This window comes from Labrys okinawensis, assembly GCF_002982075.1.
Taxonomy (GTDB): Bacteria; Pseudomonadota; Alphaproteobacteria; order Rhizobiales; family Labraceae; genus Labrys; species Labrys okinawensis_A.
On the sequence record NZ_PUEJ01000002.1, the window covers coordinates 347,981 to 372,524 of the forward strand.

Genomic DNA, 24,544 nt, shown 5'->3' on the forward strand with positions numbered 1-24,544 from the left:
CACGGCGGTGAAATCCATCAATCGGGGGCGACAATGCCCGAAAGCCGGGCTGTTGTCGACCCCATCCGTCCGAAATCGGCTCAGAGGTCCTTGCCGGAAGCCTGCTCGGCCTGGTCGACCTTGGCGCGGGGCGGCTTGCCGTCCAGCAGTTCCTTGGCCTGGACGACCCACTCTTCGCGGGTGGCGCGGCCGCGAAGCGAGAGCTCTTCATCCCACTTGGCGATGTCGGCTTCGGTCCAGGCGGCGATGTCGTTCCAGCTGTTGATGCCGGCGGCACGCAGCTTCTTCTCGATGGTCGGGCCGATGCCCGAGATCAGCGAGAGGTTGGAGGCGTCGAGATCACCGGCCGGAACGGCGGCGGCAGCAACGGGAGCCTCGTCCTTGGCAGCCTTGGCGGCGGCCTTCTCCGACGATTTGGCGGCAGCCTTGGAAGGCTTGGCGCCACCGGTGAGGATCTCGGAGATCCGCACCACGGTCTGGTGCTGGCGATGGCCGCGCTTGCGCTTCGAATTCTGGCGGCGACGCTTCTTGAAAGCGATGACCTTGTCATCACGGTCCTGCTCGACCACTTCGGCGGCAACCGAAGCACCGGCAACCGTGGGAGTACCGAAAGTCAGGCCGGCGTCACCGCCAACGGCCAGGATTTCGGGGAATACGATGACTTCTCCAACCTTGGCATCGAGCTTCTCGATGCGGAGAACGTCGTTCTGATTGACGCGGTATTGCTTACCGCCCGTCTTGATGACCGCGAACATGTTTTTCCTCGTTCGGACCCGGCTTTCGCCCGCCTTGCCTCCCTGAAGGGGAACGCGACGGATCGGGTCCTTGCCTGAGCAAAGTCCCCGCAGCGGCCGGCTTTTCCAGTCGTTGATATTCGCCGTCCTTCCCCGCAGGAATGAACGGCCACGAAAAAAGGCACGCGGCCCAAAGGCCGCGCGCTGGCGTGGCTTATACAGCCGGGAGCCGCAGAGTCAAGGAAGTAAGGCCTATTTTCTGCAAGAGCGTCCGGCGGCCGACTGCCGGCGACCCAGTACAGCCCGCCGGCGAATAATTTCCCTCCCCATGTGTTTTCCCGACATCCATGCAAGGGAGAGACAGCATGTCCTTGAACCGATCCTCGACGCGCCGCCTGGCGGTCACTGCTCTTTCGACAGCCTTCCTGTTGGCCGCGGGTGCGGCTCTTGCCGCGGGCGGGGGCGGCGGCGGTGGCGGTTCCGGTGGGGGTGGTTCCGGCGGTGGTGCCGGTGGTGGAGGCGGCGGCAGTGGCTCCAGCGGCGGGGGCGGTGTCACCAAGGGCAAGCCGATCACCGACATGACCACCTGCCCGCGCGGGCAGGTCTGGAGCACCCGCAAGAAAGCCTGCCTCAAGCTGAAATCCGAAGCGCTGCCCGATGACGACATGGCCAATTATGCCTGGGTGCTCGCCAAGGCCGACCGCTACGACGAATCGCTGCAGGTGCTGGATCTGCTCAAGGATCCGAATACCGCCAAGGCCCTCAACTATCGCGGCTATGCCACGCGCAAGCTCGGCCGGACCGACGAGGGCATCGGCTATTATCTGAAATCGGTGGCGGCCGATCCCCACTATGCCCAGGTCCGCGAATATCTGGGCGAGGCCTATGTGATCAAGGGCCGGCTCGATCTGGCAAAACAACAGCTCGACACCATCAAGACGCTCTGCGGCACCGGCTGTGAAGAATATCAGGACCTGAACGAGGCCATCGAGAAGGGCATCTGATCGCTGCTGTTCCGCCGGAAATAGCCTCCGGCGAGAGCAACAAGCAAAGTGTGCAGACCCCTTTCCCCTCGAAGGGGTTTGAGCGGGTGTGGCCCTGCCGGTTTTCGTCGCGGTAGCCGGCGGGGCTTCACTCCCGTCCAGGTCATGCTTCCAGGCCGTTCTTCCAAGGTCGCGCCCTCTTGCAGGGCGGCGCCGGGCGACCCGTGCATTTCCGGTTGGAGAGCACCGCCAAGCCCGGCTATGACTGATGGCTGAACTATCGAGGGTGGAAGCATGTCGCGCGGCAAGGCTGAGCAGTCCGGCTCTTTGGCGGGCCCGTTCGATTTCATCGTGGTGGGAGCCGGCTCGGCCGGGTGCCTGCTGGCCAACCGGCTCTCCAGCAATCCGGCCCGCCATGTCCTGCTGCTGGAAGCGGGGCGGCCGGATAATTATCCCTGGATCCATATTCCCGTCGGCTATCTCTATTGCATCGGCAATCCGCGTACCGACTGGCTCTACCAGACCGAGGCCGAGCCGGGCCTCAACGGGCGTTCGCTGCGCTATCCGCGCGGCAAGACCCTGGGCGGCTGCTCATCCATCAACGGCATGATCTACATGCGCGGCCAGGCGCGCGACTATGACGGCTGGGCCGCCACGACCGGCGACGAGGCCTGGAACTGGGCCAACAGCCTGCCCGACTTCAAGGCGCATGAGAATCACTATCGCCTCGACGGCGGTGCCGACCCTGTCACCGGCGACAATAGCCGCTTTTCGGACATGCACGGCCATGGCGGCGAATGGCGCATCGAAAAGCAGCGCCTGCGCTGGGACATCCTCGATGCCTTCGCCGAGGCAGCGGTGCAGGCCGGCGTGCCCCGCACCGACGACTTCAACAGCGGCGACAATGAAGGCGTCGGCTATTTCGAGGTCAACCAGAAGGCCGGCTGGCGCTGGAACACCGCCAAGGCTTTCCTGCGGCCGGTGCGCTCGCGTCCCAATCTCACCGTGTGGACGCAGGCTGAGGTCGAGCGCCTGACCTTCGCGGCCGAGGATGACGGCCGCCGCCGCTGCACCGGCGTGATCTTGCGGCGCGGCGGCGAGCGCGTCGAGGTCCAGGCCAGGCGCGAGGTCGTCCTGTCGGCCGGCGCGGTCGGCTCGCCACAGATCCTGCAGCTTTCCGGCATCGGGCCGGCCGGCCTGCTGCAGTCGCATGGCATCGAGGTCGTGCATGACTTGCCGGGCGTCGGCGAGAACCTGCAGGACCATCTGCAGATAAGGGCGGTGTTCAAGATCGAGGGGGCCCGCACGCTCAACACGTTGGCGAGCAGCCTGACCGGCAAGATGGGCATCGGCCTCGAATATATGCTCCGCCGCAGCGGGCCGATGAGCATGGCGCCCTCCCAGCTCGGCGCCTTCAGCCGTTCCGACCCCGGCCGCCCCTACGCCAATCTGGAATATCATGTGCAGCCGCTCAGCCTGAACGCCTTCGGCGAGCCCCTGCACGATTTTCCGGCCTTCACGGCGAGCGTGTGCAATCTCAATCCGACCAGCCGGGGCAGCGTACGCATCCGCTCCAACCGCGCGGGCGATGCGCCGGCCATCGCGCCCAGCTATCTCTCGACGGAGGAGGACCGCAAGGTCGCCGCCGACAGCCTGCGCCATGTCCGCAACATCGTGAGCCAGAAGGCGCTGGCCCCCTACAAGCCGGTGGAATGGAAGCCGGGCATCGAGTTCCAGACCGACGAGGAACTGGCGCGCCTGGCCGGTGACATCGCCAGCACCATCTTCCACCCGGTCGGCACCACCCGGATGGGCCGGGCCGATGATCCCGAGGCGGTGGTCGACAGCCATCTGCGCGTGCGCGGCGTCGAGGGCCTGCGCGTGGTCGATGCCGGCGTGATGCCGGCGATCACCAGCGGCAACACCAATTCGCCAACGCTGATGATCGCCGAGAAGGCATCCCGCTGGATTGCTCGGGGCGAGTGAACAAGACAGGGCGGACAGGATGTCCGCGGTCCCAGCCGCGGTGGTTCAGCCGCAAATCATGACAGGCTCGCGCAAGAAACAGCACGGCTGGGACCGCGGACGTCTCGTCCGCCTCCTTCCCGATGCCGGGCTGTCTCTGCCACGACGCTGAGGCTTGCTCAAGCCGGCTGACGACAGCCTTCCAGGATCTTGCGGATTTCCGGCCGGCAGGACCCGCAATTGGTGCCGGCCTTCAAGGCCGCGCCGATCGCCTCGACGCTGTCGGCGCCGCCGCGGGCGGCCGCCTCGATGCGAGCCTCGTCGACGCCGAAACAGGCGCAGACCTGCCGGCTCGGCCGCAGGCCCGGGTCGGGTGCGCGCCCGGCCAGGATGAAACGGCGCGTGGCGGCGTCGATCCGTTCGCGGGCCAGCAGGTCCGTGGCCCAGGCTATGGCGTCCTCGTCACGGCGCGGCCCGGTCGAGAGCAGGATCTCGAGGCGATGATCGACGATCGAGGCCGAGCGGTAGAGATCGGCGGCGGGATTGCGCTGATGCAGCGGGCTCGTCCACAGATTGAGCCAGTTCGACAGCAGATCGTGCAGCGCTCCCGGCGCACGCGGGCTGGCGAAATGGACGATCTCGCCATCCGCGACCGTCATGCGGGCATGGCTGAGCCAGGCCGGCAGGGGCAGGCGGCGGCGCGAGGCGATGAAGCCCTCCGCCTGCATCGCCCAGGGCCGGATCGAGGCCGGCACCGTCTTCGAATCGGGCTGGCCGGAGACGGGGTCGGTGCGGGCATGCACGAGCGAGCCCACGCGGGCGCGCGCGGCATTGGCATCGGTCCAGTGAATCGGCGCGAAGATCGAGCCGGGCTGCTGGCTGTCGGTGACCACCACGCGTAGTTCGACCTGGCCCTGCCGGGTGCTTACGGCGGCGAAGGCGCCATCCTCCAGGCCGAAGCGCTCGGCATCGGCGGGATGCACTTCCACGAAGGGAGCGTTGCGGTGCTGGGCCAGGCGCGGGCTGAGCCCGGTGCGGGTCATGGTGTGCCAGTGGTCGCGCACCCGGCCGGTGTTGAGCAGGAGCGGATGCTCGGCGGTCGGCGGAGCCGACAGCGCCGGCGGCGCCAGCGGGACGAGGCGGGCGCAGCCATCGGCATGGGCGAAGCCGCCATCGGCGAACAGGCGCTGCGTGCCGGCATCCCGGCCCGACGGCAGCGGCCACTGCACGGGCTCCAGGGCATCATAGGCTTGGTCGGTGAGGTCGGCGAGGCCGCCGATGTCGAACAGGCGCGCGCCGTCATTCTCGAAGGCGGACAGGGCGGCATGTTCGCGGAAGATCGCGGCAGGCGAGGCGAAATCGAAGGCCTGCCCATGGCCGAGCCGTCTGGCGACCTCGCAGATCTGCCACCAGTCCGGCTGCGCCTCGCCGGGAGGCGCCAGGAAGGGCCGCTGGCGCGAGATCCGCCGCTCGGAATTGGTGACGGTGCCGTTCTTCTCGCCCCAGGCGGCCGATGGCAGCACCACGGTCGCGGCCTCGGCGAGGCCGTCGACATGGGCGCTGACCTCGGAGACGGCGAGGAAATCGAGCTGGCGCAAGGCCGAACGCATGGCGTCGGCGCGCGGCAGGCTGGCGGCCGGATTGGTGCAGAGCACCCACAGCGCGCGGATCTCGCCGCGCTCGATCGCCTCGAACATCGAGACCGCCTTGCGGCCTTCCTTCCCAGCCATTCCAGGGGCCTGCCAGAAGCGGCCGACGCGATCCACCTCGTCCGGCGAAAACCCCATATGGGCCGCGAGCTGGTTGGCGAGCCCGCCCACCTCGCGCCCGCCCATGGCGTTGGGCTGGCCGGTGAGCGAGAAGGGCCCGCAGCCGGGCCTGCCGATGCGGCCGGCGGCGAGATGGACGTTGAGGATGGCGTTGACCTTGTCGGTCCCCTGGGCCGACTGGTTGATGCCCTGGCTGAAGCAGGTGACCACGCGCGGCGTCTCGATCCACCAGTCGAGAAAGGCGGCGAGGGCCTGTTCTGTGAGGGCACAGCGGGCGGCGGCATCGGCGCGGCTGGGTGCGATCTCCCGGGCATTGGCAAGAGCGGCTTCGAACCCGTCGGTGTGGCGGGTGACATAGTTGGTGTCGACGGCGCCTCCCTCGGCGATCTCGACCAGCAGGCGGGCGAAGAGAACGGCGTCCATGCCCGGCGCCACGGCAAGATGCAGGTCGGCGCTGTCGGCCGTGACCGTCCGGCGGGGGTCGATCACCACGACGCGGGTGCCGCGCCGGGTGCGGGCCTGCTCGATGCGCTGCCAGAGCACGGGATGGCACCAGGCCGTGTTGGAGCCCGTCAGCACGACGAGATCGGCTTCATCGAGATCCTCATAGCAGCCCGGCACGATGTCGGCGCCGAAGGCGCGGCGATGGCCGGCAACGGTGGAGGCCATGCACAGGCGCGAATTGGTGTCGACATTGGCCGAACCGATGAAGCCCTTCATCAGCTTGTTGGCGACGTAATAGTCCTCGGTCAGCAATTGGCCCGAGAGATAGAGCGCCACCGCATCGGGGCCATGGCGCTCGATGGTGTCCCTGAATCCCTTGGTGACGGCATCGAGGGCGCGGTTCCAGGTGGTGCGCACGCCGTGGATGGTGGGATGGAGGAGGCGATGGCCGGTGGCCAGCGTCTCGCCGAGCGCCGCACCCTTGACGCAGAGCCGGCCCTGATTGGCGGGATGGGCGGCATCCCCGGCAATGGTGGCACCACCCTTGCCGTCGGCGGTGGCGACGACGCCACAGCCGACCCCGCAATAGGCGCAGGTGGTGCGCACGGGGGCGGGGGCATGCGTGATCGTCGAAGGATCGGGGGTGGGCATGGAGACGTTCATGGACGGGGTCTCCGGGGCCTGGATTTTAAGACGCGGATACCCTTCTCCCCTTGCGGGAGAAGGTGCCCCGAAGGGGCGGATGAGGGGAGAAACGCAACCTTGCGAGGCTTCCGCCGCCACCCCTCATCCGGCGCTTCGCGCCACCTTCTCCCGCAAGGGGAGAAGGCTGGTTGCGCCTTTTGGGGCAAGGGGTGCGTAGCGCCGCGTTTCGCCTGTATCATCGCGCCGCTCCCCCTCAATAGACGTCGGCCTGGTAGCGGCCGGCCTTTTTCAGCGAGTTGACGAAGCTGGCCGCCTCCTCGGTGGAGCGCGCGCCCCATTGCGCCACGATGTCGACCAAAGCGCGCTCCACATCGCGCGCCATGCGCTTGGCATCGCCGCAGACATAGAAATGGGCGCCCTCGGCCAGCCAGCGCCAGAGATCGGCGCCGACCTCGCGCATGCGGTCCTGCACGTAGAACTTGCCCTCGGCGTCGCGCGACCAGGCCAGCGACAGGCGGGTGAGCAGGCCGCTCTCGCGCATGGCGGCGAACTCCTCCTCATAGAAGAAATCATGGTCGCGATGCTGGTGGCCGAAGAACAGCCAGTTGCGCCCGGAGGCGCCCTCTGCCTTGCGCTCCTGCAGGAAGGCGCGGAACGGGGCGACGCCCGTGCCCGGCCCGACCATGATCACCGGGGTGTCGCCCTTCTCCGGCAGGCGGAAGCCATGGGCCTTCTGCACATAGACCTTGAGTTCCTCGCCCTCGGCGATGCGTTCGCCCAGGAAGGTGGAAGCAACGCCCAGCCGGTCGCGCGCGCCGATGCGGTAGCGCACCGTATCCACGGTCAGCGAGATCCGGCCCGGATTGGCCTTGTGCGAAGAGGAGATCGAATAGAGCCGCGGCTGCAGGGGATCGAGAGCCTCGAGGAAAGCCTCGGCGCCGGGGCGGATGCCCTGGAACTTGTAGAGCACGGCGAGCACGTCGAGCGTCGCCGCATCGCCGTCCGGGTCCTCGCCATTGGCCAGCGCCCGGGCTTTGCGGCGCAGGTCCCCGGTGCTGAGATAGGACAGGACCTGGAACAGGGTGTCGGGCGGCGTGCCGAGCGAAACGTCCTCGATCAGCCTGTTGCGCAGGCTTTTGCCATCGATCAGCGCCTCCGGGCGCGCGCCGAGCAGGGCGATGATCTGGTCGGCGAGGCCCGCCTGATTACGGGGAATCACCCCGAAACTATCGCCTGCGACATAATCGAGGCCGCTATCGGAGAGATCGAACTCGACGTGCCAGGTCGTCTTGGCGGATTTCTCGCCATTGAGCCGGCGGCGCGACAGGAAGCGTGCCGCGACCGGATTGTCGCGCGAGCGGCCGGGCAGGCCAGCAGCCGGGGGCTTGCCGACCTCGGCCTGGATATTCTCGGCCCTCGCGGCGGTGCTCGCGGGCGAAGCGATGGCGTCCTGTCCGATCTCCTGTGCCAGAGCCTTGAGCATGCGGGCGGTTTCCTTGCCGCCGGGCGCACACAAGGTGAGGCGTTCTTCCTTGCGCAGAAAGAGCGCGTTGGCATAGTCGGCGCAGTTGTAGCCGCATTGGCCGCAATCCTGCTGGGCCATTGCCGCCATCAGGCGCGGTGCCAGCGGCCTGTCCTTGGCCAAGGCAAGCCGTTCCTCGAGGCCCATGCTCGGATCGTGCCAGGGAGCCTCGTCATTGTCGGCCAAAGTGGGGCCGGCGGGTTGAGCGGAACCGGGGCTATCCGATGCCGGCAGGTCGGCAACAGCCATGCCGCCCTGGGCGGCGAGGACAGCACCGAAAAAGCCGTCGAGCCAGGCTCTCTGCTCCGGGCTGAATGGCGCGCCTTCAGGGATGAGCGAACGTTGGGGCGGGATGGCGATCATATTCATGCGCTGGCATGCTCCCTGTCGTCGACCAGGCCGCGCAGGGCCTCCGGCTCGTGCCGGCTGGTGAAGGCTTGGAAGCTCTCCGCCGGACCCTCGCGGCGCTCGAGATAGGCTCGCAGCAGCCCCTCGACCTTGCCGGCGCAATCCTCGGCCCGGATCTCCTTCCAGAGTTCACGGCCGATCCTGGCCTGGTCGCCATAACCGCCGCCGACGACGATCGAATAGCCCTCGGCCTGGTCGCCTTCCTCGTTCAGTGTCACCTTGGCGCCGATCAGGCCGATATCGCCGATATAGTGCTGGGCGCAGGAATGATGGCAGCCGGTGAGATGCACGTTGACGGGCACGTCGAGCGCAAGCCTGGCATCGACGTGATCGGCGATCTCCAGCGCGTGCTCCTTGGTGTGGGCGGCAGCAAACTTGCAGCCGGTGGCGCCGGTGCAGGCCACCAGGCCGGCGCGTAGCGAGGTCGCCTTCCAATCGAGGCCCAGAGCCTCGATCGCGGCCTTGGCGTCCTCGACCTTGCCATCCGGCACGCCGGAGATCAGCAGGTTCTGCCAGACGGTGAGCCGGACGTCGCCATCACCGAAATCACGGGCAATGGCCGCGAGCCCGCGCATCTGGGGAGCGTCCATGCGGCCGACGGGCAGAGTGACGCCGATCCAGTTCAGGCCGGGCTGGCTCTGGGAATGCACGCCGATATGGGCCAGGCGGTCGAAGGCGGGGCGCGGCTCGGCCCCGTCCTCGGACAGGCGGGTGAGTTTGCGGCCGAGCTTGGCCTCCACCGCCTCGAGATAGGCCTCGAAGCCAATGGCATCGAGGACATATTTCATGCGCGCCTTGGTGCGGTTGGTGCGGTCGCCCTTGTCGATGAACACCCGCACGATGGCATCGGCGATGGCGCAGCATTCCTCGGCCTTGCAGAACACGCCGGTCGGGCGGGCGAGGTCACGATGGCCGGTGATGCCGCCCAGGACGAGGCGGAACCAGATCTCGCCGCCGATGCGCACGGCCTGGAAGCCGATATCGTTGGTTTCCTCGAGCGTAGCGATGCGCCCGCCGCCGTCGAAGGCGACGTTGAACTTGCGCGGCAGGCCGTAGAGCGAACGGTCGTTGAGGATGTGATAGTGCCATTCGCGGGCGAGCGGCCTGGTGTCGGCCAGCTCCTGGGGATCGATGCCGGCAGTGGCCGAACCGGTGACGTTGCGGATGTTGTCGGCGCCCGAACCGCGCGAGCACAGGCCGAGATCCTGGATCGCCTCGACCACGCGGGGCGCATTGTCCGGCATCACCTCGCGGATCTGCAGATTGGCCCGGGTGGTGACATGGGCATAGCCCCCGCCCATGCGTTCGGCGACATCGGCCATGCCGGCGAACTGCCAATGGTTGAGGATGCCGTTGGGAATACGCAGCCGCACCATGTAGCTCGACTGGGCGGGCGCCACATAGAACAGGCCGAAATAGCGCCAGCGGAAATTGTCCTCGGGCTTGGGAAATGCACCGTCCTTCGCCTGGGCCTTCAGGCGGGGATAGGCGTCGAAGGGATGTTCGGCCCGCTTCCATTTCTCCTGGTCGACGAGCTTGCCGCCGGCGGCGGTCACGGCGTCCTGCGCCTGAAGATGCGTGGCGTCCGGGCCCATCGGGACCGGCGCTGCCGCAGCGGGTGCCGATTTGGCGCCGCCGACGGCCTGCATGCCGGAGACGAAACCTTCGAGATAGCGTTTCTGGTCGGAGGTGAAGTCGCCACCCATCATGCGGCCTCCCTCAGAACCCGCGAGGGGGCGGTTTCGCAGAAGGCGCGGCCGAAGATCAGGCTTTCGCGGATGGCGGAGATGTCGCTGCCGGCCCGGATCAGTTCCTTGTACCAGACGGCATCCTCGGCCTCGCCGACCATGGCGGCGCCGATGAGGCGGTTGTCCTTCAGCACCAGGCGCTTGCACAGCCCGGCGCCGCGGTCCTCCAGCAGGATGTCGTCATTGCCGTCACCGAGGAAGTCACCGGCCGAGAACACCGGAATGCCGGAGACCTTGAGATTGGTCGACAGGGCGGTGCCCTCATAGGCGGCCTTGGTGTCGCCGCCCCAGCGGCGCGCCAGCACGCGCGCCTGTTCATAGGCGGGCTCGACCAGGCCATAGACCTGGCCGCGATGCTCGGCGCATTCGCCGATGGCGTGGATGAAGGGCACCACGGTGGCAAGGCCGTCATCCACCAGGACGCCGCGGCCAACCGGCAGGTCGGCGGCCTTGGCGAGGCCGGTATTGGGGCGCACGCCCACGGCCACGACCACCATGTCGACGGGCAGGCGGGAACCGTCGGCGAAGAGGAGAGCCTGCGCCTTGTCCTCGCCCTCGACCTCCTGGGTCTGGGCATTGAGCAGGACGCGGATGCCCTTGCGCTCCACCGCGCGCTTGAGAAAGGCGGCTGTCCGTCGGTCCAGCTGGCGTTCCATCAGACGGTCCATGACGTGGACCAGGGTGACCTTGGCCCCGCCCTTGGCCAGGCCATAGGCGGCCTCGATGCCGAGCAGCCCGCCGCCGATCACGGCGATGCGGCGGTTGAGGCGGGCCGCTTCCTGCAGGGCCGGCAGGTCGGCGAAGTCGCGGAAGGTTGTCACCCCCGGCAGCGTCATGCCGGGAATCGGCAGGCGGATGGCGGAAGAGCCGGTTGCCAGCACCACCCGGTCGAAGGACAGGGCGGTGCCGTTGGCGAGGTGGGCCGTGCGGGCGGCCGGATCGAGGCCGGTGACGGTCTGTCCCGTGACCAGGCGGATGCCCTGGGCGCCATACCAGGCCTCGTCCCGCAGCGCGATGGCGTCCCGGCCGATATCGCCGGCGAGCAGCGCGGAGAGCAGCACGCGGTTGTAGCCCGGCCGCGGCTCGGCGCCGACGACGCTGGTCTCGAACCGCCCCGGTGCATGGGCGGCGAGTTCCTCGCACAGCCTGACGCTGGCCATGCCGTTGCCGATGATCAGGAGCTTTTCCGTCATGTCTCGTCCTCAGATGCGGGCCGTCGCGACGCCGTCCTGCAGGGTCCAGGTCGCGCGCCAACGGCGCTTGACCCGGGTGAGCGCGACAAGGGCGAGGACGGCGAGCGTGGCGAAGATCAGGAAGCCGGCCTGGTAGCTGCCGGTGAACTGCTTGGAGAGTCCGAGGCTTGAGGCGAGATAGAAGCCGCCGACGCCGCCCGTCATGCCGACCAGCCCGGTCATCACGCCCATTTCGGCGCGGAAGCGCTGCGGCACGAGCTGGAACACCGCGCCATTGCCCATGCCCAGAGCGAGCATGGCGACGACGAGGATACCGAGGCCGAGCCAGAGCTGGGCGAAGCCGAAGCTCACCAGGATCAGGGCGACGGCGGCGATGGCGTAGAGCGCGCTGAGAACACGGATCCCGCCGAAGCGATCGGCGACCGCGCCGCCGATGGGGCGGAACAGCGATCCGGCGAACACGCAGGCGGCCGTGCAATAGCCTGCCGTGACGGCGTCCAGCCCATACTGCGTATTGAAGTAGAAGCCGAGCGAGGAGGCGAGGCCCGAGAAGCCGCCGAAGGTGACGGCATAATAGAACATGAACCACCAGGCATCGGGCTGGCGCAGGATCGTGGCATATTCGCCGAGCGATTTAGCCGGCGGCTGGTTCGGGCTGTCCTTGGCGCAGGCGAGATAGACGGCGAGGGCGACGACCAGCGGGATGGCGGCAAGGCCGATGACATTGGTCCAGCCCACCATGGTGGCGAGCAGCGGTGCGAACAAGGCGGCGAACACCGTGCCTGAATTGCCGGCGCCCGCGATGCCCAGGGCGATGCCCTGATACTGCGGCGGATACCAGCGCGAGGCGAGGGGAAGCGCCACGGCGAAGGACGCTCCGGCCATGCCCAGGATCAGGCCGAGGAACAGCAGCTGGCTGTAGGAGCCGATGCCGACGGCCCAGAAGCCGACGAGGCCGCCGATCACCACGAGCTGCGCCAGGATGCCGGTGAGCTTGGGCCGGAGATAATCGACCAGGAAGCCGTTGACCACGCGCAGGAAGGCACCGGCGAGCACCGGCAGCGCCACCATCAGGCCCTTCTGGGCGGCATCGAGGTGAAGGTCGCTGGCGATCTGGACGGCGAGGGGCCCGAGGATCACCCAGACCATGAAGCTCATGTCGAAATAGAAGAAGGCGGCGAAGAGGGTGGGCCAGTGCCCGGCCTTGAGAAAGTCCCGCGTCTGCATCGTCGTGTTCCGCGTGCTGAATGCGCCAAAACAAAAAGCCGCCGAACCATTCCCGCCGATGAAAAGGGCAGCAGGAATCGTTCGGCGGCGCTGCCGTTTCGCGTCCATCGATGGACGCCGGGCTCTTGAGCCCAGAATCTTCAAGGAAAAGCCGCTTATCGGGCCGTCATTGACCCAGACGCGGAAAGAGACCTCTGTCTCTCATTATGTGCAGTTTAGAAGCAGGCTGCTTTTTTAGGCAAGATCAAATGTTGTGCGCCGCAGCATGGATTTGCCGATATTTTCAGCGCCAAGCAGGAAACGATGGAGTGTCGGCCTCCGGCCGACGGCTAGCCGGCCGATATGTCAGCCGGAGGCCGACACGCCGAAGGAGCGCAGATAGGCTTCGATGTCGTCGGGATCGAACAGCCTGCCGTCGAAGAAGCCATCCGGACCGAGCACCATGGTGCCGTGGCGCGAGGCGACCGGCGTCGCCTGCCGCAAGGCACCCTCGACCTTGGCGCTTGCCCGGGGCAGGTCGATGCCGGTGCCGGCGAGGGCAGCACGATAGAGGTCCGGGCGGTAGACCTGGCCAGCCCGGCGGGCCAGAGCGGCGCTGTAGTCCACCTGACCCCAGCGCACCATCTGCGAATAGAACCAGAGGGCGTGGCTGGCCCAGGGGAAGTTGGCGGCGTGGTCATGGAAGACCAGGAAATCGGGGATCTCGGTCGCGGCCTCGCGCTCGCGTCGCACCAGCCTGCCACTCAGCGCTCGGGCGATGATGGCGGGCGGCCTGTCGAGATAGACGGACGCCGCTAGAATATGGGCAAGTTCCTTGCGATTGCCGGCCTCGCCCGCCCAGCGGGCCGCGGCATGCAGGGCGCGCAGCAAAGCAGCGAGACGGTCCGGGGCGCGCTCGGCGAAATCGGCACGAAAGCCCAGCACTTTCTCGGGGCCCTGGCGCCAGAGGGTGGATTTGGTCACGGCGATCACGCCAACCCCGGCCTCGACCGCGAGGGAGTTCCAGGGTTCGCCCACGCAGAAACCGTCGATCTGGCCTTCGCTGATGGCGTCGACCATGAAGGGGGGCGGCAGGACGACCAGCCGGATATCCCTGTCGGGGTCCACGCCGGCGGCGGCCAGCCAATAACGCAGCTCGTAATTATGCCCCGAAAAGGGATGCACCACCGCGAAGGTGAGGGGAGACTGCCCCGCTGCCTGTCTTTTGACGACGACCTTGGCCAGGGCAGTGCCGATGGCGGCCGGGCCGGCGGCAAGAACTGTGCCCTCTTCCTCCATCCGGGCGAAGAGCGGCGGCGCGAGCGTGATGGCATTGCCGCCCAGGCCCAGCGAAAAGGGCGCGATCATTGGCACTTCGACATGCCCGATGCCGAGCGTGGAGGCGATCGGCATCGGCCCGAGCATATGGGCGGCATCGAAATGGCCGAGCATGACGCGATCGCGGATATTGGCCCAGGAGGTCTCGCGCGCCAGCGTGAGATCGAGGCCCTCGGCAGCGGCAAAGCCCTTTTCCCTGGCGACGACCAGGGGCGCGGCGTCGACGAGCGGAATGAAACCGAGCGTCAGGTCTGCGGCGCCATCCCTGCCCTTGTTTCTCATCGCGCATACTCCCGGATTTCGTCGCCGTCCGCGTAACCGCTCATCATCGGCCTATTTGTCCAGCAGCATGGCGGCGGTGACGAGGCTGCGTGCCACCTCGGCCACGCGCCGGCTTTCGTTCATCGCCGTGCTGCGCAGCAGGGCGTAGGCCTCCTCCTCGCTGATACCGCGCCTTTTCATGAGAATTCCTTTCGCCTTGTCGATGGTCTTACGGTCCTCCAGCGCCTGGCGCGTGCGGTCCAATTCCTCGCGCAGGCGATGAAAGGCGTTGAAGCGGCTGATGGCCATGTCGAGGATCGGCCGGACGCGCTCCTTGCGCAGGCCGTTCACCACATAGGCCGAGACGCCGGCATCGATGGCCGCCTCGGTCGCGGCCTTGTCGGATTGGTCGACGAACATCACCACCGGGCGGTGCACGCTGCGCGAGACCTGGAACATTTGCTCCAGGACGTCACGATTGGGGTTCTCCAGGTCGATGAAGATCACGTCGGGATCCGCGTCCACGACCTGCCGCAACAAGTGGCGCATCTGGGTAATGATGGTGACGCGCTGATGTCCAGCCTCGCGCAGGCCTTCCTCGATGATGGAAGCCCTCATCGCATTGTCGTCGATCAGCAGGACATGCAGGGGCGCGTCATTCATGCCCGCAATTTCAGGCGAGAGCGTCGGCGAGGCAAGGCGCGATATTAGGCAGCATGCCGGAAAGGCGGGCGTGGCGAGGCATTGCGTTCACGCATGAATTTGCGTAAAAGCGCATAATCATGCATATTAGCGCATAAATAGGCAATGGAGAAGGCTGTGGCAGATTCAATCGAGGCGGTGGTGTTCGATCTCGGTGGCGTGCTGATCGATTGGAATCCCCTCTATCTCTACCGCCGGCTTCTGCCGGACGAGGAGGCGGCCCGCCGCTTCCTCGCCGAGGTCTGCACGCCGGCGTGGAACGGCCAGTTCGATGCGGGCAAGCCATTCGCCGAAGGGGTGGCCGAGCTCTCCGCAGAATTTCCCCATCATGGCGAGCTGATCTCGGCCTTTCACACGCGCTGGCCCGAGATGCTGGGCGGTGCCATCGAGGGGACGGTCGCCATTCTGGAGGAGCTGCGCCGGGCGGAAGTGGCCCTGCATGCGATCTCGAACTGGTCGTCCGAAACCTTTCCGATCGCAGCCGAGCGCTACGCTTTCCTGTCCTATTTCGAGGTGCTGATCGTCTCGGGCGAGAGAAAACTGGCCAAGCCGGATCCGGCGATCTTCGAGCTGTTCCTGCAGGAAACGGGCCTGTCGGCCACCGCCTGCGTCTTCATCGACGACAATGCGGAGAATATCGCCACAGCCTCACGTCTCGGCTTCAAGGCGATCCGCTTCCGCGACCCCGAAACCCTGCGCCGCGACCTGGGTGCCCTGGGGCTGCTGAGCGCGCAATCCGCCGTGTGACGGGTCTTGCCGGATCTGAACTGAAAACCACCACCTTGCTCGCCTCTGTCGCCAAGGCCCCACCAAAATCAGGGAAGGCACATTTAGCCAACTTTTCCCGGCAATGTTCCAGGGGCTCTCAGCGCCAGCCCGACGTACGCTCGACGGCGGTGCGGAAGCGCCCGCGCCAGCGCTCGCGGGGCGCATCCCTGGGCTCGTACAATTTCCGGTTCGAAGCCGAGACGGCCGGTATCTCCACCCCGATGCCGAGGGCCGCGAGCTGGGCCGTGCCCAAGGCCGTGGTCTCGTCGAAATCCGACAAGGCGACGGCCTTGCCGGCGCTGTCGGCCAGGAACTGGCAGAAATAGGGGCTGCGCGACAAGCCGCCATCGATGGCGATCACATCGCCCGTCTGCACCTCGGCCTCCATGGCCGCCAGGATGTCGCAGGTGAGCAGCGCGATGCCTTCGAGCAGGGCCTGACGCAGATCCGCGAAATCGGAGGCCGGTGTCAGGCCAATGATGACGGGGGCGGCGGTGCGGTCCCAATGCGGGCAGGCGAGGCCTGAAAAGGCCGGCACGAAGACGAGTCCGCGCTCGATTGCCGGCGGCCGCCGGAATTGATGGAAATCGTCGACGCCGCTGGCGACCCCGGTCTTGATCGCCCATTCGATGCTCGAGCCGACATCATAGACGCCGCCGTCGAGGGCATAGGTCGGGCGATCGCCGATATGCCACGCCACCGTCGGCAGGAGGCCGCCGGTCAGGGCGGGCGCCTTGGGAATTGTCGAGGTGACGGCCAGGCAGAAGGCGCCCGTGCCGAAGGTGATCTTGAGGTCGCCGGCGCGGCGGCAGCGGTGGCCGTAGAGGGAGGCCTGCTGGTCGACCAGCGAGGCGGTGATCGGGCCGGTCTGCGTCTTCCCGAAAGCCGCCACGGTCTGCCGGATCGGCGGTAGGCTGTCGAGGGGCACGCCGAACAGGGCGCAGAGTTCCTCGTCCCACGCCCCGGTTGCCAGATTCATCAGCGAGGTGCGGGAAGCCGTGGTCGCGTCCGTGGCGAATTCCCCCGTCAGGCGCTGCAGGAAGAAGGCATCGGTGGTGCCAAGGCGCAGCCGTCCCGCAGCGCGGGCCTGGGCGACCTCCGGCAGGTTGTCGAGCATCCAGCGGAATTTGGTGGCGGAGAAATAGGGGTCGAGCGGCAGGCCCGCCCGTTCCAGCACGGCAGCGGCCTTGCCGGCGGCCCGCAGTCCTTCGACCATATCCGCCGTGCGGCCGTCCTGCCAGACGATCACCGGCGAGAGAGGCTTGCCGGTTTCCGCGTCCCAGGCCAGGCAGCTTTCCCCCTGGTTGGAAAGGCCGATCGCCGCCGCCGGGCCGGCTGCTTCCAGGCAGATCCGGATATTGGCCAGCAATTCTTCCGGATCATGCTCGACCCAGCCCGGATGGGGATGGCGCTGGCCATGCCGGATCGCCTTGACGATGGCGATGGCGCCGTCCTCGCCCACCAGGAGGGACCGGGTGGAGGTCGTGCCTTGGTCGATTGCCACGATATTTGCCATCGAGAACTGCTCCTATGGCGCTTTGCTCTGGACCACTTGCAATGTCAGCTCGGCCGCTGCGGGCGGAATGGCGAGACGCGCGGTGGGAATCAGGATTCGCCGTTCCGGCCCGGAGGCGATGGCCCGCGACCACAGCACGGCGCCGCTGGCCGAAAGGATGAGGGTCCCTCTCAGCCGTTCCGACAGACGCAACTGGAGTTCCGGCAAGGCGCGCGGCAGATCGGCGTGCCCGATTCCCCTGCGATCGATTTCCTGGGGTAGGACCAGCTTGATGCCCGCCCCGATACGCAGGGGAATCGTGGCTTGGCGGGCAGGCAGCCCGCTTTCGAGGTCGTGCGCGATGCTGCCGGCGATGCGTCGCGCCTCCGCCCAGCACCAGCCGGCGGTCTCCACCGGCCGCAGCAGATTGCCGGCGGCGAAGATCGCACCGTCACGGGTGCGGCCGAAGGCATCGACGACAGGGCCGCCGCTGCCCGCGTCGATGGGCAGACCCGCCAGGCGGGCCAGGGCCGATTCCGGCGTGAAGGCGCCGGTGAACAGCACGCCGTCGCAGCCGATGCTGCGGTCTCCCGCTTCCGAGCGCACGACGACCTCCTGCACCCGGCCCTTGCCGCTGATCGTGCCGATCTCGCTGCGATAATGCACGGGAATGCCGAGCAGGCGCGGCAACAGCCCGAAGGGGAAGCGGGCCGTCGGGCGGGCGTTCGGCTCGATCATCGCGGCTGGCCGGATGCCGCCCGACAGGCAGGTGAGGATAGCCGACATCGCCACCAGTTCGGTGCCGACGATCACCGGCCGGCGGAAGGGCGCGAGCTTTTCCAGATGCACATAGGCCTGCAGCGCCGCCGTGTTGAGAATGCCGAGCGGGCGCTCGCCCGATACCAGCCGCGCGGCCCGCGAGGCCTCGCGCGTGCCGGTGGCGAGCAGGATGCGCCTCGGCCTGAACTCGATGGGTCCGTCGGGCGACACCGCTTTCACCGCGCCGTCCTGGACCGAGAGCACGGAGTGGCGGGTGAGGATCTCGACTCCCCGGTCCTTCGCCCGGGCCTCGAGCCGGGCGGCATAGCGCGTGCCCGAGAGGATGCGGCGGAACTCGCGCATGCCGAAGGGCGAGTGGCCGCAATGACGCGGAATGCCGCCCACGACCGTGTCGCGTTCGAGCAGCACGACCCTGCCCACACCCAGCTCCCTGAGCGTCGTCGCCGCCGACAGGCCGGCGGGGCCGCCGCCGACCACGAGAACATCCGGCGCCATCGTCTCGGCCGCACTCATCGCGCCGCTCCGCTGTCGAGGGGTACGGCAAAACGGCCCTGTGTCAGGCTTGCCAGCCTGGCGCTGCAGTTGAAGCCCTGGCAGCGCCCCATGGCGCAACGGGTGCGGCGCTTCAGGCCTCCGAAATCGCGGGCGGCCAGCGGACGCGACAAGGCGACCTCGATCTCGCGCTTCGTCACCAGCTCGCAGTGGCAGATGATTTCCCCATAGCCCGGCCGGCCATAGTCGCGCGGCAGATGCTCGGCGAGATTGGGAACCGGAGAGGCAGAAGCTGGCGGGACCGGCGCGATGGTGCCTCCTGCCTCCTGGTAAAGCCTCAGTACGTGGCGGGCGATGCCGAGCGAGGCGGACAGGCCGGTCGAACGGATGCCGCCGACGCTGATCCAGTTGCGCTCGGCATAGGCGTCGATGCGATAGTCCTTCTTTTCCGTGGCGGGCCGCAGGCCGGCATAGCAGGCGGTCACCGGCATGCCGGCCAGGGCCGGCAGGATCTCGATGCCGCGGCGGATCAGGGCCTCGAGCGCGCCGCGGTCGACATCGGCCCGGTCGCGCTCCTGCTGTTCCTCGGCGGTGGGACCGACGAGCAAATTGCCGAAGACGGTGCGCGTGACCACCACACCCTTGGTGCGCTCATTGGGCACCGGCAGGATGATGGCCGAAGCCAGCCTGTAGGCCGCCTTGTCGAACACCACGAACTGGCCCTTGCGCGGACGGATCTCGAAGGCGCTGTGGCCGAGCAGCGCCTTGTCGATCTCGTCGCCATGATTGCCGGCGCAATTGATCACGCTCGAGGCCTCGACAGGCCCGGCCGTGGTTTCGAGGCGCCACAGCAGGCCATTGAACTGGCCGCCGGTGACGCGCGTGCCGCGCAGGACGGTCGCGCCATGCGCCATGGCCTGCTCGACATAGGCGAGGAAAGGGCTCCAGGGATCGATCAGCGCCTCGTCCGGCACGAAAAGGGCGGCGCGCGCCGATTCGGACAGGCCCGGTTCCCTGGCGTGCAGCTCCGCCCGGCCGATCACAGCCACATTGTCGATGCCGTTCTCCAACGCCTTGGCGCGGATGCCTTCGAGGCCGGCTTCCTCGCTTTCGTCCCAGGCGACGACGAGGGCGCCACTGCGCAGGAGCGGCAGTCCGAGCGCCTGGTGGATCTCGCGATACTCGGCATAGCCGTCGCGGATGCAAGCGTGTTCCAGACTGCCGGGCGGGGCGTCGAAACCCGTATGCAATATGGCGCTGTTGGCCTTGCTGGCGCCGGACAGGATATCACCGCCGGCTTCGATCAGGGTGACGGCGAGCCCTTCCAGCGCAAAGCGTCGGGCGATCGCGCAACCCACGACCCCTGCGCCGATGATGGCGACATCGCTGACCATTATGCCGTCTTCCCCGCAGGCCGCCGGGCGCGAGCCTGTCGTGCCATCTCAGCAAATTCGCGGCTGCTTCGCTACTGGCTGGAGGTACTATCACCCCTCATGAAGATTGACACCTATTTGATGTGGCGGGCTGCGGCACGACCGAGGTTCGCCAGGTCTATGCCGAAGCCATGGCAGCATCCATCTGCCGGACCTGCCTGAGCGTGCTTGCCCAGCGGTGAAGCTGCCCGACCAGCACGTCCATGGCCTGGCTGGCCTCGGGGCCGGGGATGAGGCGGCCCTCGCCATCGATTGCCCGCCAGGCATTGGCAAGGCTCACGCAGTCGCGCAGGGCGATCGCATGCAGCTCGGCGAAGACCAGCCTCAATTGCTCGACCGCCCGCAATCCGCCGGAAATGCCGCCATAGGAGACGAAGGCGACCGGCTTTTCGGCCCATTCACGGCTGGCGGCGTCGATGATCAGTTTGGCGGCGGCCGTATAGCCGTGATTGTATTCCGGCGTCACCAGGACGAAGCAGTCGGCCTCGGCCAGCCGGCCGCGCAGTGCCTGTCTGGCCGGGCAATCCTCCTGGTGCAGCAGCGCCGGCAGGTCCAATTGCTGCGGATCGATGATGTCGATGTCGAATTGCCGGGTGCGGGCAATCCGCGAATGGGTCCATCGGGCGACGGTGTCGCAGAAGCGGCCGCGGCGGCTGCTGCCATGGATCAGGCCGAGGCGCAGGGGCTGCCCGCTCATGCCGGCCTCCCCTGGCTTTCCGGCTCAACGCAGCGAAAGCCGGAATATTTCGCGTTTTCGGATCGCTCGGTCGCTCGAATTGTCATCAAACTCAGCCTCCAATGGAAGGAAGAGTTCTTCTACAAGTTCAAGTGAACTTGAGATCAAGCGATAAATATGCTTTCATGCCGGCATGGATCCGACCCTTACCATCAATCAGATTTCACGCCGGTCGGGCGTCGCGGCGTCGGCCCTGCGCTATTATGAGGAGCGTGGCCTGATCCGGGCCGAACGCGCCGGTTCGGGGCATCGGCGCTTTCCGCGTTCGACGCTCAGGCGCATCGCCTTCATCGTTTTCGCCCAGCGCCTGGGCATGTCGCTGGAGGAGATCGGGCAGGAACTCGCGAGGCTGCCCACCGATCACGTCCCGGGCGGCGAGGATTGGGCGCAATTGTCCCAGCCCTGGACCGAGCGGATCGATGCCAGGATCGCCGAGCTTCAGCGGTTGAAGAGCGGACTCACGCGCTGCATCAGCTGCGGCTGCCTGTCGCTGGAATTCTGCCAGCTCGCCAATCCGGACGATCGCGCCGGCCGGCTCGGCCCCGGCCCGCGTTATTGGGTCACGACGCGCCACAATTGAGGCCATCGGAGCGTTTTCCGGAAAAGCCGGCCGGTTTTTCGATTGGAAAACGCGTCAAACAAAAAGCTGGAGAGCAAAGCGCGTTCAAGCATGAACGCTTATTTGCTCCAGCTCATTGTTCTGACGCGTCTTTGCGATTCTTGGTGGCTCCGTCTAATCGCAAAACGCTCTAGTCAGCAGGCATCGCCAGGGATCATCCCGCCGATAGCCATTGTCCGCGAGCAATCGAAGCGCCGCCTCTGTCGGGCCCGGCTTGGCGCGGGCATGGCACAGTTCGAGCCAAGCCGGTCCGCTTATTGACGGACGAAGCCTTACTCCATGCCGAGGGCCTGGAGGTAGAGCTCCAGGATGGCATCTTCTTCGGCGCGCTCGGCAGCCGGCTTTTTGCGCAGGGATACGATCTTGCGCAGGATGGCGACATCGAAGCCGTTGGCCTTGGCCTCGCCATAGACTTCCTTGATGTCGTCGGCGATCGCCTTCTTGTCCTCTTCGAGACGTTCGATGCGCTCGATGATCGACTTGAGCTGGTCCGCGGCGACCGATGTTGCGTCCGTCATTGCTTACTCCTGAGACAAATTTGGGGGCGGATGTGGCTGATAAAGCCGAGTCGGGTCAAGTCCCACCGCATTTCGCACCCTGACGGAGCCGCCGAGAATCGCAAAGGCGCCTTGAAACCAGGGTCCAGAGTTTCCGACAAAGGTTAGGGATTTCCTCACCGCCCCTCATCGGTGCGAGGGCTGGGCCAGAGGTCCTGTGCGCGATCCCCAATGCTCGATGCGCCGGATGGCGGGATCGATGATCAGGGGCGACAGGGCGCGGGCGATGCGGTCGGCCCAATCCTCGGCGCCCTCCTGGGTGCCGATCAGGTCCTGTCGCAATTCGATCAGGGCATGGGGCAGGCCACGCAGCGTGGCGTGCTGATAGAGCGTGTCGCCTTCAAGGGCGCCGTCATAGGGTTCATTATCGCCCACCACCAGGGCGGGGTCGCGCCTGAAGGCCTCGATCATTGGTCTGGCGATGCGCGGATCCTTGTCCCAGAGCAAGGTGACGTGCCAGGGGCGTGGCACGCCGCGCCAGACCGGCGTGAAGGAATGCACCGAAAACAGCACCGGCACGATGCCGCGGGCGAGCTTGTCGTTCACGAGATCGCCGATCGCCCGATGATAGGGGCGGTGGAAGCGTTCGATCCGCCGGGCGATCTCGGCATGATCGACCCGGGCATTGCCGGGCACCAGGGCGCCGTCGGACAGGCGCATCACCAATGTGGGATCGTCGGCACCGCGATTGGGATCGATCAGCAGGCGCGAAAAGCGGGTGAGCAAGGCAGGAGCCCTCAGCCGCGCCGACAGGGCCAGCGTAACCGCCCGTGCACCGATATCGTAGCCGATATGACGCTCGAGCTGCGCCGGCGGCAGGCCCAGCGTGCCATATTCGGCGGGCAGGGCGTTGGAGGCGTGGTCGCATAGCAGGATGAGACCGGAGTCGGGCTGGCCATCCAGCCTTTCGATGGGCGAAAAATCGGACTGCAAGGGAGATGCTGACATTGTGGTATCGAAGCAGGCAGCATAAAGACGTGGCGGAGCTGGCGCCACCGCCAATGCGCCTTTCCCGCCCGTGTTTTCTCCCGGCGGGCGTGAGAACCAACCCTTCGAAGGCGACTTGCCGGCAGCATTGATTCGCCAGGAACCGTGATCGGATGACCACTGCAGCCCAGTCCGCAGCCCCGGCGCCAAGCGCCTTCTGGCCTGCTTTTGCCGCGCTGATCGCCGGTGCCATAGCGATGGGCATTTCGCCGATCCTGGTGAGGCTGACGGATGTCGGGCCCTTCGCCAGCGCCTTCTACCGGGTACTGCTGGCGCTGCCGGTGCTCTATGCCTGGATGCGCATCGAAGAAAGCAAGGCGGGCGCGCCGGACACCGGCCCCGCCTTCTCCCTGCCGGTGATCGCCACCGGCGTGTTCTTTGCCGCCGACCTCTTCTTCTGGCATCTCGCCATCACCAATACCACGGTGGCCAACGCCACTTTCTTCGCCACCATGGCGCCGTTGTGGGTGGTGGTCCTGGGATGGCTGGTCTATCGGCGCAAGGCGAGCCGTGCCGCGCTGATCGGCCTCGGCCTGTGCCTGCTGGGCGGGCTGGCGCTGGTCGCCCAATCGCTCGGCTTGGCGCCTGGCCATCTCGTCGGCGACGGCTTCGCCGGGGTGACGGGCCTCTTCTTCGGCGCCTATTTCCTGGCGGTGGAGAAGGCGAGGCTTCGCCACCGCGCCGCGCGACTCACTTTCTATATGTCGGTGGTGACCGTGGTGATTCTGGCCGGGGCCGCGCTGTGGGCCACGCAGACCCTGGGCCAGCGCTTCCTGCCGGCCGGAGCGACGGGCTGGCTCGTCCTGATCGCTCTCGCCTGGGTTAGCCATGCCGGCGGACAGGGGCTGCTGTCGGTCGCGCTCGGCTCGCTGCCGGTGGTGTTCTCTTCGCTGGTGATCTTCCTGGAGGCGGTGGCGGCAGCGGCGCTCGGGTGGCTGATCCTGGACGAGCCGGTCTCCCTGCTGCAGGCGCTCGGCGGCCTGATCATCATCGCCGGCATCTGGGTCTCGCGCCCGCGACAGGCCTGAGGAAGGCGCCGGGACAGGAATTCAGGGGGCGGCAACAAGATTTACGCCTTCTTGCCGCCTTTCTTGCGTCCGAACGAAACCTTAGCCATGGTCCATCACTGCTTCTAGGTCGAATCGCTCCGGATGATCTCTTCCTCTCTTCGTCTCCCGTTTGCTGCAGCCGTAATCTGCGTAGCGCCGTTGCTTGCAGCCAGCCCGGCCATGGCCGATTTCCGCCTGTGCAACAATACGTCGAGCCGGGTGGGCGTCGCCGTCGGCTATCGCGACAAGCAGGGCTGGCTCACCGAGGGCTGGTGGAACGTCGCGGCACGCAGCTGCGAGTCCATCCTGAAGGGTCCGTTGGCAGCACGGTTCTATTATGTCTATGCGGTCGACTACGACCAGGGCGGGGAATGGAGCGGCAACGCCTTCATGTGCTCGCGCGACAAGGAATTCACCATTCGCGGTTTCGAGAACTGCCTGGCGCGCGGCTATAACCGCACCGGCTATTTCGAGATCGACACCGGCGAGCAGAAGGCCTGGACGGTCCAGCTTTCCGAGCAGGCCCAGAACGGGGCGAAGCCCAAATCGAACGCTCCGGCCGACACCCCGCCCGCGCAGGGGCCTTCGGCTCCCGCGGCGCCGGCGCCCGCCGTTCCGCCTGCTTCCGGTGCGGCGCCTGCTCCGGCCAATCCGCCGACCGTGACCACGCCGCCGGTGGTCTCGCCCGCGACGCCGTCGCCGATGACGCC

Annotated in this window: 19 protein-coding genes and 1 pseudogene; 6 read left to right on the top strand and 14 right to left on the bottom strand. The window is 67.0% G+C overall.

The genetic code is table 11. From position 1 onward, the window contains the following. Positions 1–80: 80 nt before the first annotated feature. Positions 81–755 carry a 50S ribosomal protein L21 gene (locus C5L14_RS05180; protein ID WP_105860977.1) on the bottom strand — a complete coding sequence of 225 codons (675 nt, stop codon included), beginning with the start codon at positions 753–755 and terminating at the stop codon, positions 81–83. A gap of 344 nt (positions 756–1,099) precedes the next feature. On the opposite strand from C5L14_RS05180, the gene C5L14_RS05190 reads away from it, so the two are divergent. Both C5L14_RS05190 and C5L14_RS05195 read left to right on the top strand, forming a co-directional pair. Further along, entirely contained in the window at positions 1,100–1,738 is a 639-nt protein-coding gene (locus C5L14_RS05190) for a tetratricopeptide repeat protein (RefSeq protein WP_181161030.1), read from the top strand. Positions 1,739–2,011: 273 nt separating this feature from the next. Then, on the top strand, positions 2,012–3,703 hold the full coding sequence (locus C5L14_RS05195) for a GMC family oxidoreductase (protein ID WP_105860979.1): 1,692 nt from the start codon (positions 2,012–2,014) through the stop codon (positions 3,701–3,703). Positions 3,704–3,861: 158 nt separating this feature from the next. Here the strand turns inward: C5L14_RS05195 and C5L14_RS05200 are convergent, their stop codons facing one another. From C5L14_RS05200 to C5L14_RS05230, 7 genes are all read right to left on the bottom strand, one after another. Then, on the bottom strand, positions 3,862–6,558 hold the full coding sequence (locus tag C5L14_RS05200; RefSeq protein ID WP_105860980.1) for a nitrate reductase: 2,697 nt from the start codon (positions 6,556–6,558) through the stop codon (positions 3,862–3,864). Between the two features lie 235 nt (positions 6,559–6,793). Beyond that, complete coding sequence (locus C5L14_RS05205; RefSeq protein WP_105860981.1) at positions 6,794–8,431, bottom strand: sulfite reductase subunit alpha; 1,638 nt, start codon at positions 8,429–8,431, stop codon at positions 6,794–6,796. Next, a complete protein-coding gene (locus C5L14_RS05210; protein ID WP_105860982.1) occupies positions 8,428–10,176 on the bottom strand; it encodes a NirA family protein in 1,749 nt (582 codons plus the stop codon). The genes C5L14_RS05205 and C5L14_RS05210 overlap by 4 nt, the downstream gene beginning before the upstream one ends. Next, entirely contained in the window at positions 10,176–11,411 is a 1,236-nt protein-coding gene (locus tag C5L14_RS05215; RefSeq protein ID WP_105860983.1) for an NAD(P)/FAD-dependent oxidoreductase, read from the bottom strand. The genes C5L14_RS05210 and C5L14_RS05215 overlap by 1 nt, the downstream gene beginning before the upstream one ends. A gap of 9 nt (positions 11,412–11,420) precedes the next feature. Next, positions 11,421–12,638, bottom strand: a complete 1,218-nt coding sequence (locus tag C5L14_RS05220; RefSeq protein ID WP_105861327.1) for a nitrate/nitrite transporter — start codon at positions 12,636–12,638, stop codon at positions 11,421–11,423. A 345-nt stretch (positions 12,639–12,983) separates the two neighbouring features. Then, positions 12,984–14,237: a CmpA/NrtA family ABC transporter substrate-binding protein gene (locus C5L14_RS05225; RefSeq protein ID WP_105860984.1), complete on the bottom strand. Its 1,254-nt coding sequence runs from the start codon at positions 14,235–14,237 to the stop codon at positions 12,984–12,986. Between the two features lie 51 nt (positions 14,238–14,288). Next, positions 14,289–14,879: an ANTAR domain-containing response regulator gene (locus C5L14_RS05230; RefSeq protein WP_105860985.1), complete on the bottom strand. Its 591-nt coding sequence runs from the start codon at positions 14,877–14,879 to the stop codon at positions 14,289–14,291. 156 nt (positions 14,880–15,035) lie between these two features. On the opposite strand from C5L14_RS05230, the gene C5L14_RS05235 reads away from it, so the two are divergent. Beyond that, positions 15,036–15,665 carry an HAD family hydrolase gene (locus C5L14_RS05235; protein ID WP_245443257.1) on the top strand — a complete coding sequence of 210 codons (630 nt, stop codon included), beginning with the start codon at positions 15,036–15,038 and terminating at the stop codon, positions 15,663–15,665. A 118-nt stretch (positions 15,666–15,783) separates the two neighbouring features. Here the strand turns inward: C5L14_RS05235 and C5L14_RS05240 are convergent, their stop codons facing one another. The 4 genes from C5L14_RS05240 to C5L14_RS05255 all read right to left on the bottom strand — a co-directional run bounded on the left by C5L14_RS05240 (position 15,784) and on the right by C5L14_RS05255 (position 20,583). Next, the gene (locus C5L14_RS05240) at positions 15,784–17,202 is read right to left on the bottom strand and encodes an FGGY family carbohydrate kinase (RefSeq protein WP_105860987.1); all 1,419 of its coding nucleotides are present in this window, start codon (positions 17,200–17,202) and stop codon (positions 15,784–15,786) included. 12 nt (positions 17,203–17,214) lie between these two features. Then, positions 17,215–18,474, bottom strand: coding sequence for an NAD(P)/FAD-dependent oxidoreductase (locus C5L14_RS05245; protein ID WP_105860988.1), 1,260 nt, complete (start codon positions 18,472–18,474; stop codon positions 17,215–17,217). Further along, entirely contained in the window at positions 18,471–19,847 is a 1,377-nt protein-coding gene (locus C5L14_RS05250) for an NAD(P)/FAD-dependent oxidoreductase (protein WP_105860989.1), read from the bottom strand. The genes C5L14_RS05245 and C5L14_RS05250 overlap by 4 nt, the downstream gene beginning before the upstream one ends. Positions 19,848–20,004: 157 nt before the next feature. After that, positions 20,005–20,583 (bottom strand): NADPH-dependent FMN reductase, encoded by a 579-nt coding sequence (locus C5L14_RS05255; protein WP_105860990.1) that lies wholly within the window; start codon positions 20,581–20,583, stop codon positions 20,005–20,007. Between the two features lie 172 nt (positions 20,584–20,755). Here C5L14_RS05255 and soxR point away from each other — a divergent pair, with 172 nt between their 5' ends. Then, positions 20,756–21,202, top strand: a complete 447-nt coding sequence (gene soxR / locus C5L14_RS05260; RefSeq protein ID WP_105860991.1) for a redox-sensitive transcriptional activator SoxR — start codon at positions 20,756–20,758, stop codon at positions 21,200–21,202. Positions 21,203–21,513: 311 nt separating this feature from the next. Here the strand turns inward: soxR and C5L14_RS05265 are convergent, their stop codons facing one another. Both C5L14_RS05265 and C5L14_RS05270 read right to left on the bottom strand, forming a co-directional pair. Continuing rightward, positions 21,514–21,759 (bottom strand): DUF2312 domain-containing protein, encoded by a 246-nt coding sequence (locus C5L14_RS05265; protein WP_105860992.1) that lies wholly within the window; start codon positions 21,757–21,759, stop codon positions 21,514–21,516. A 165-nt stretch (positions 21,760–21,924) separates the two neighbouring features. After that, complete coding sequence (locus C5L14_RS05270) at positions 21,925–22,746, bottom strand: N-formylglutamate amidohydrolase (protein ID WP_105860993.1); 822 nt, start codon at positions 22,744–22,746, stop codon at positions 21,925–21,927. Between the two features lie 152 nt (positions 22,747–22,898). Here C5L14_RS05270 and C5L14_RS05275 point away from each other — a divergent pair, with 152 nt between their 5' ends. Together C5L14_RS05275 and C5L14_RS30265 are read left to right on the top strand one after the other, a co-directional pair. Continuing rightward, positions 22,899–23,813: a DMT family transporter gene (locus tag C5L14_RS05275; protein WP_105860994.1), complete on the top strand. Its 915-nt coding sequence runs from the start codon at positions 22,899–22,901 to the stop codon at positions 23,811–23,813. Between the two features lie 123 nt (positions 23,814–23,936). Further along, positions 23,937–24,506: pseudogene (locus C5L14_RS30265) on the top strand (DUF1036 domain-containing protein); the annotation flags it as partial. Between the last annotated feature and the right edge of the window lie 38 nt (positions 24,507–24,544).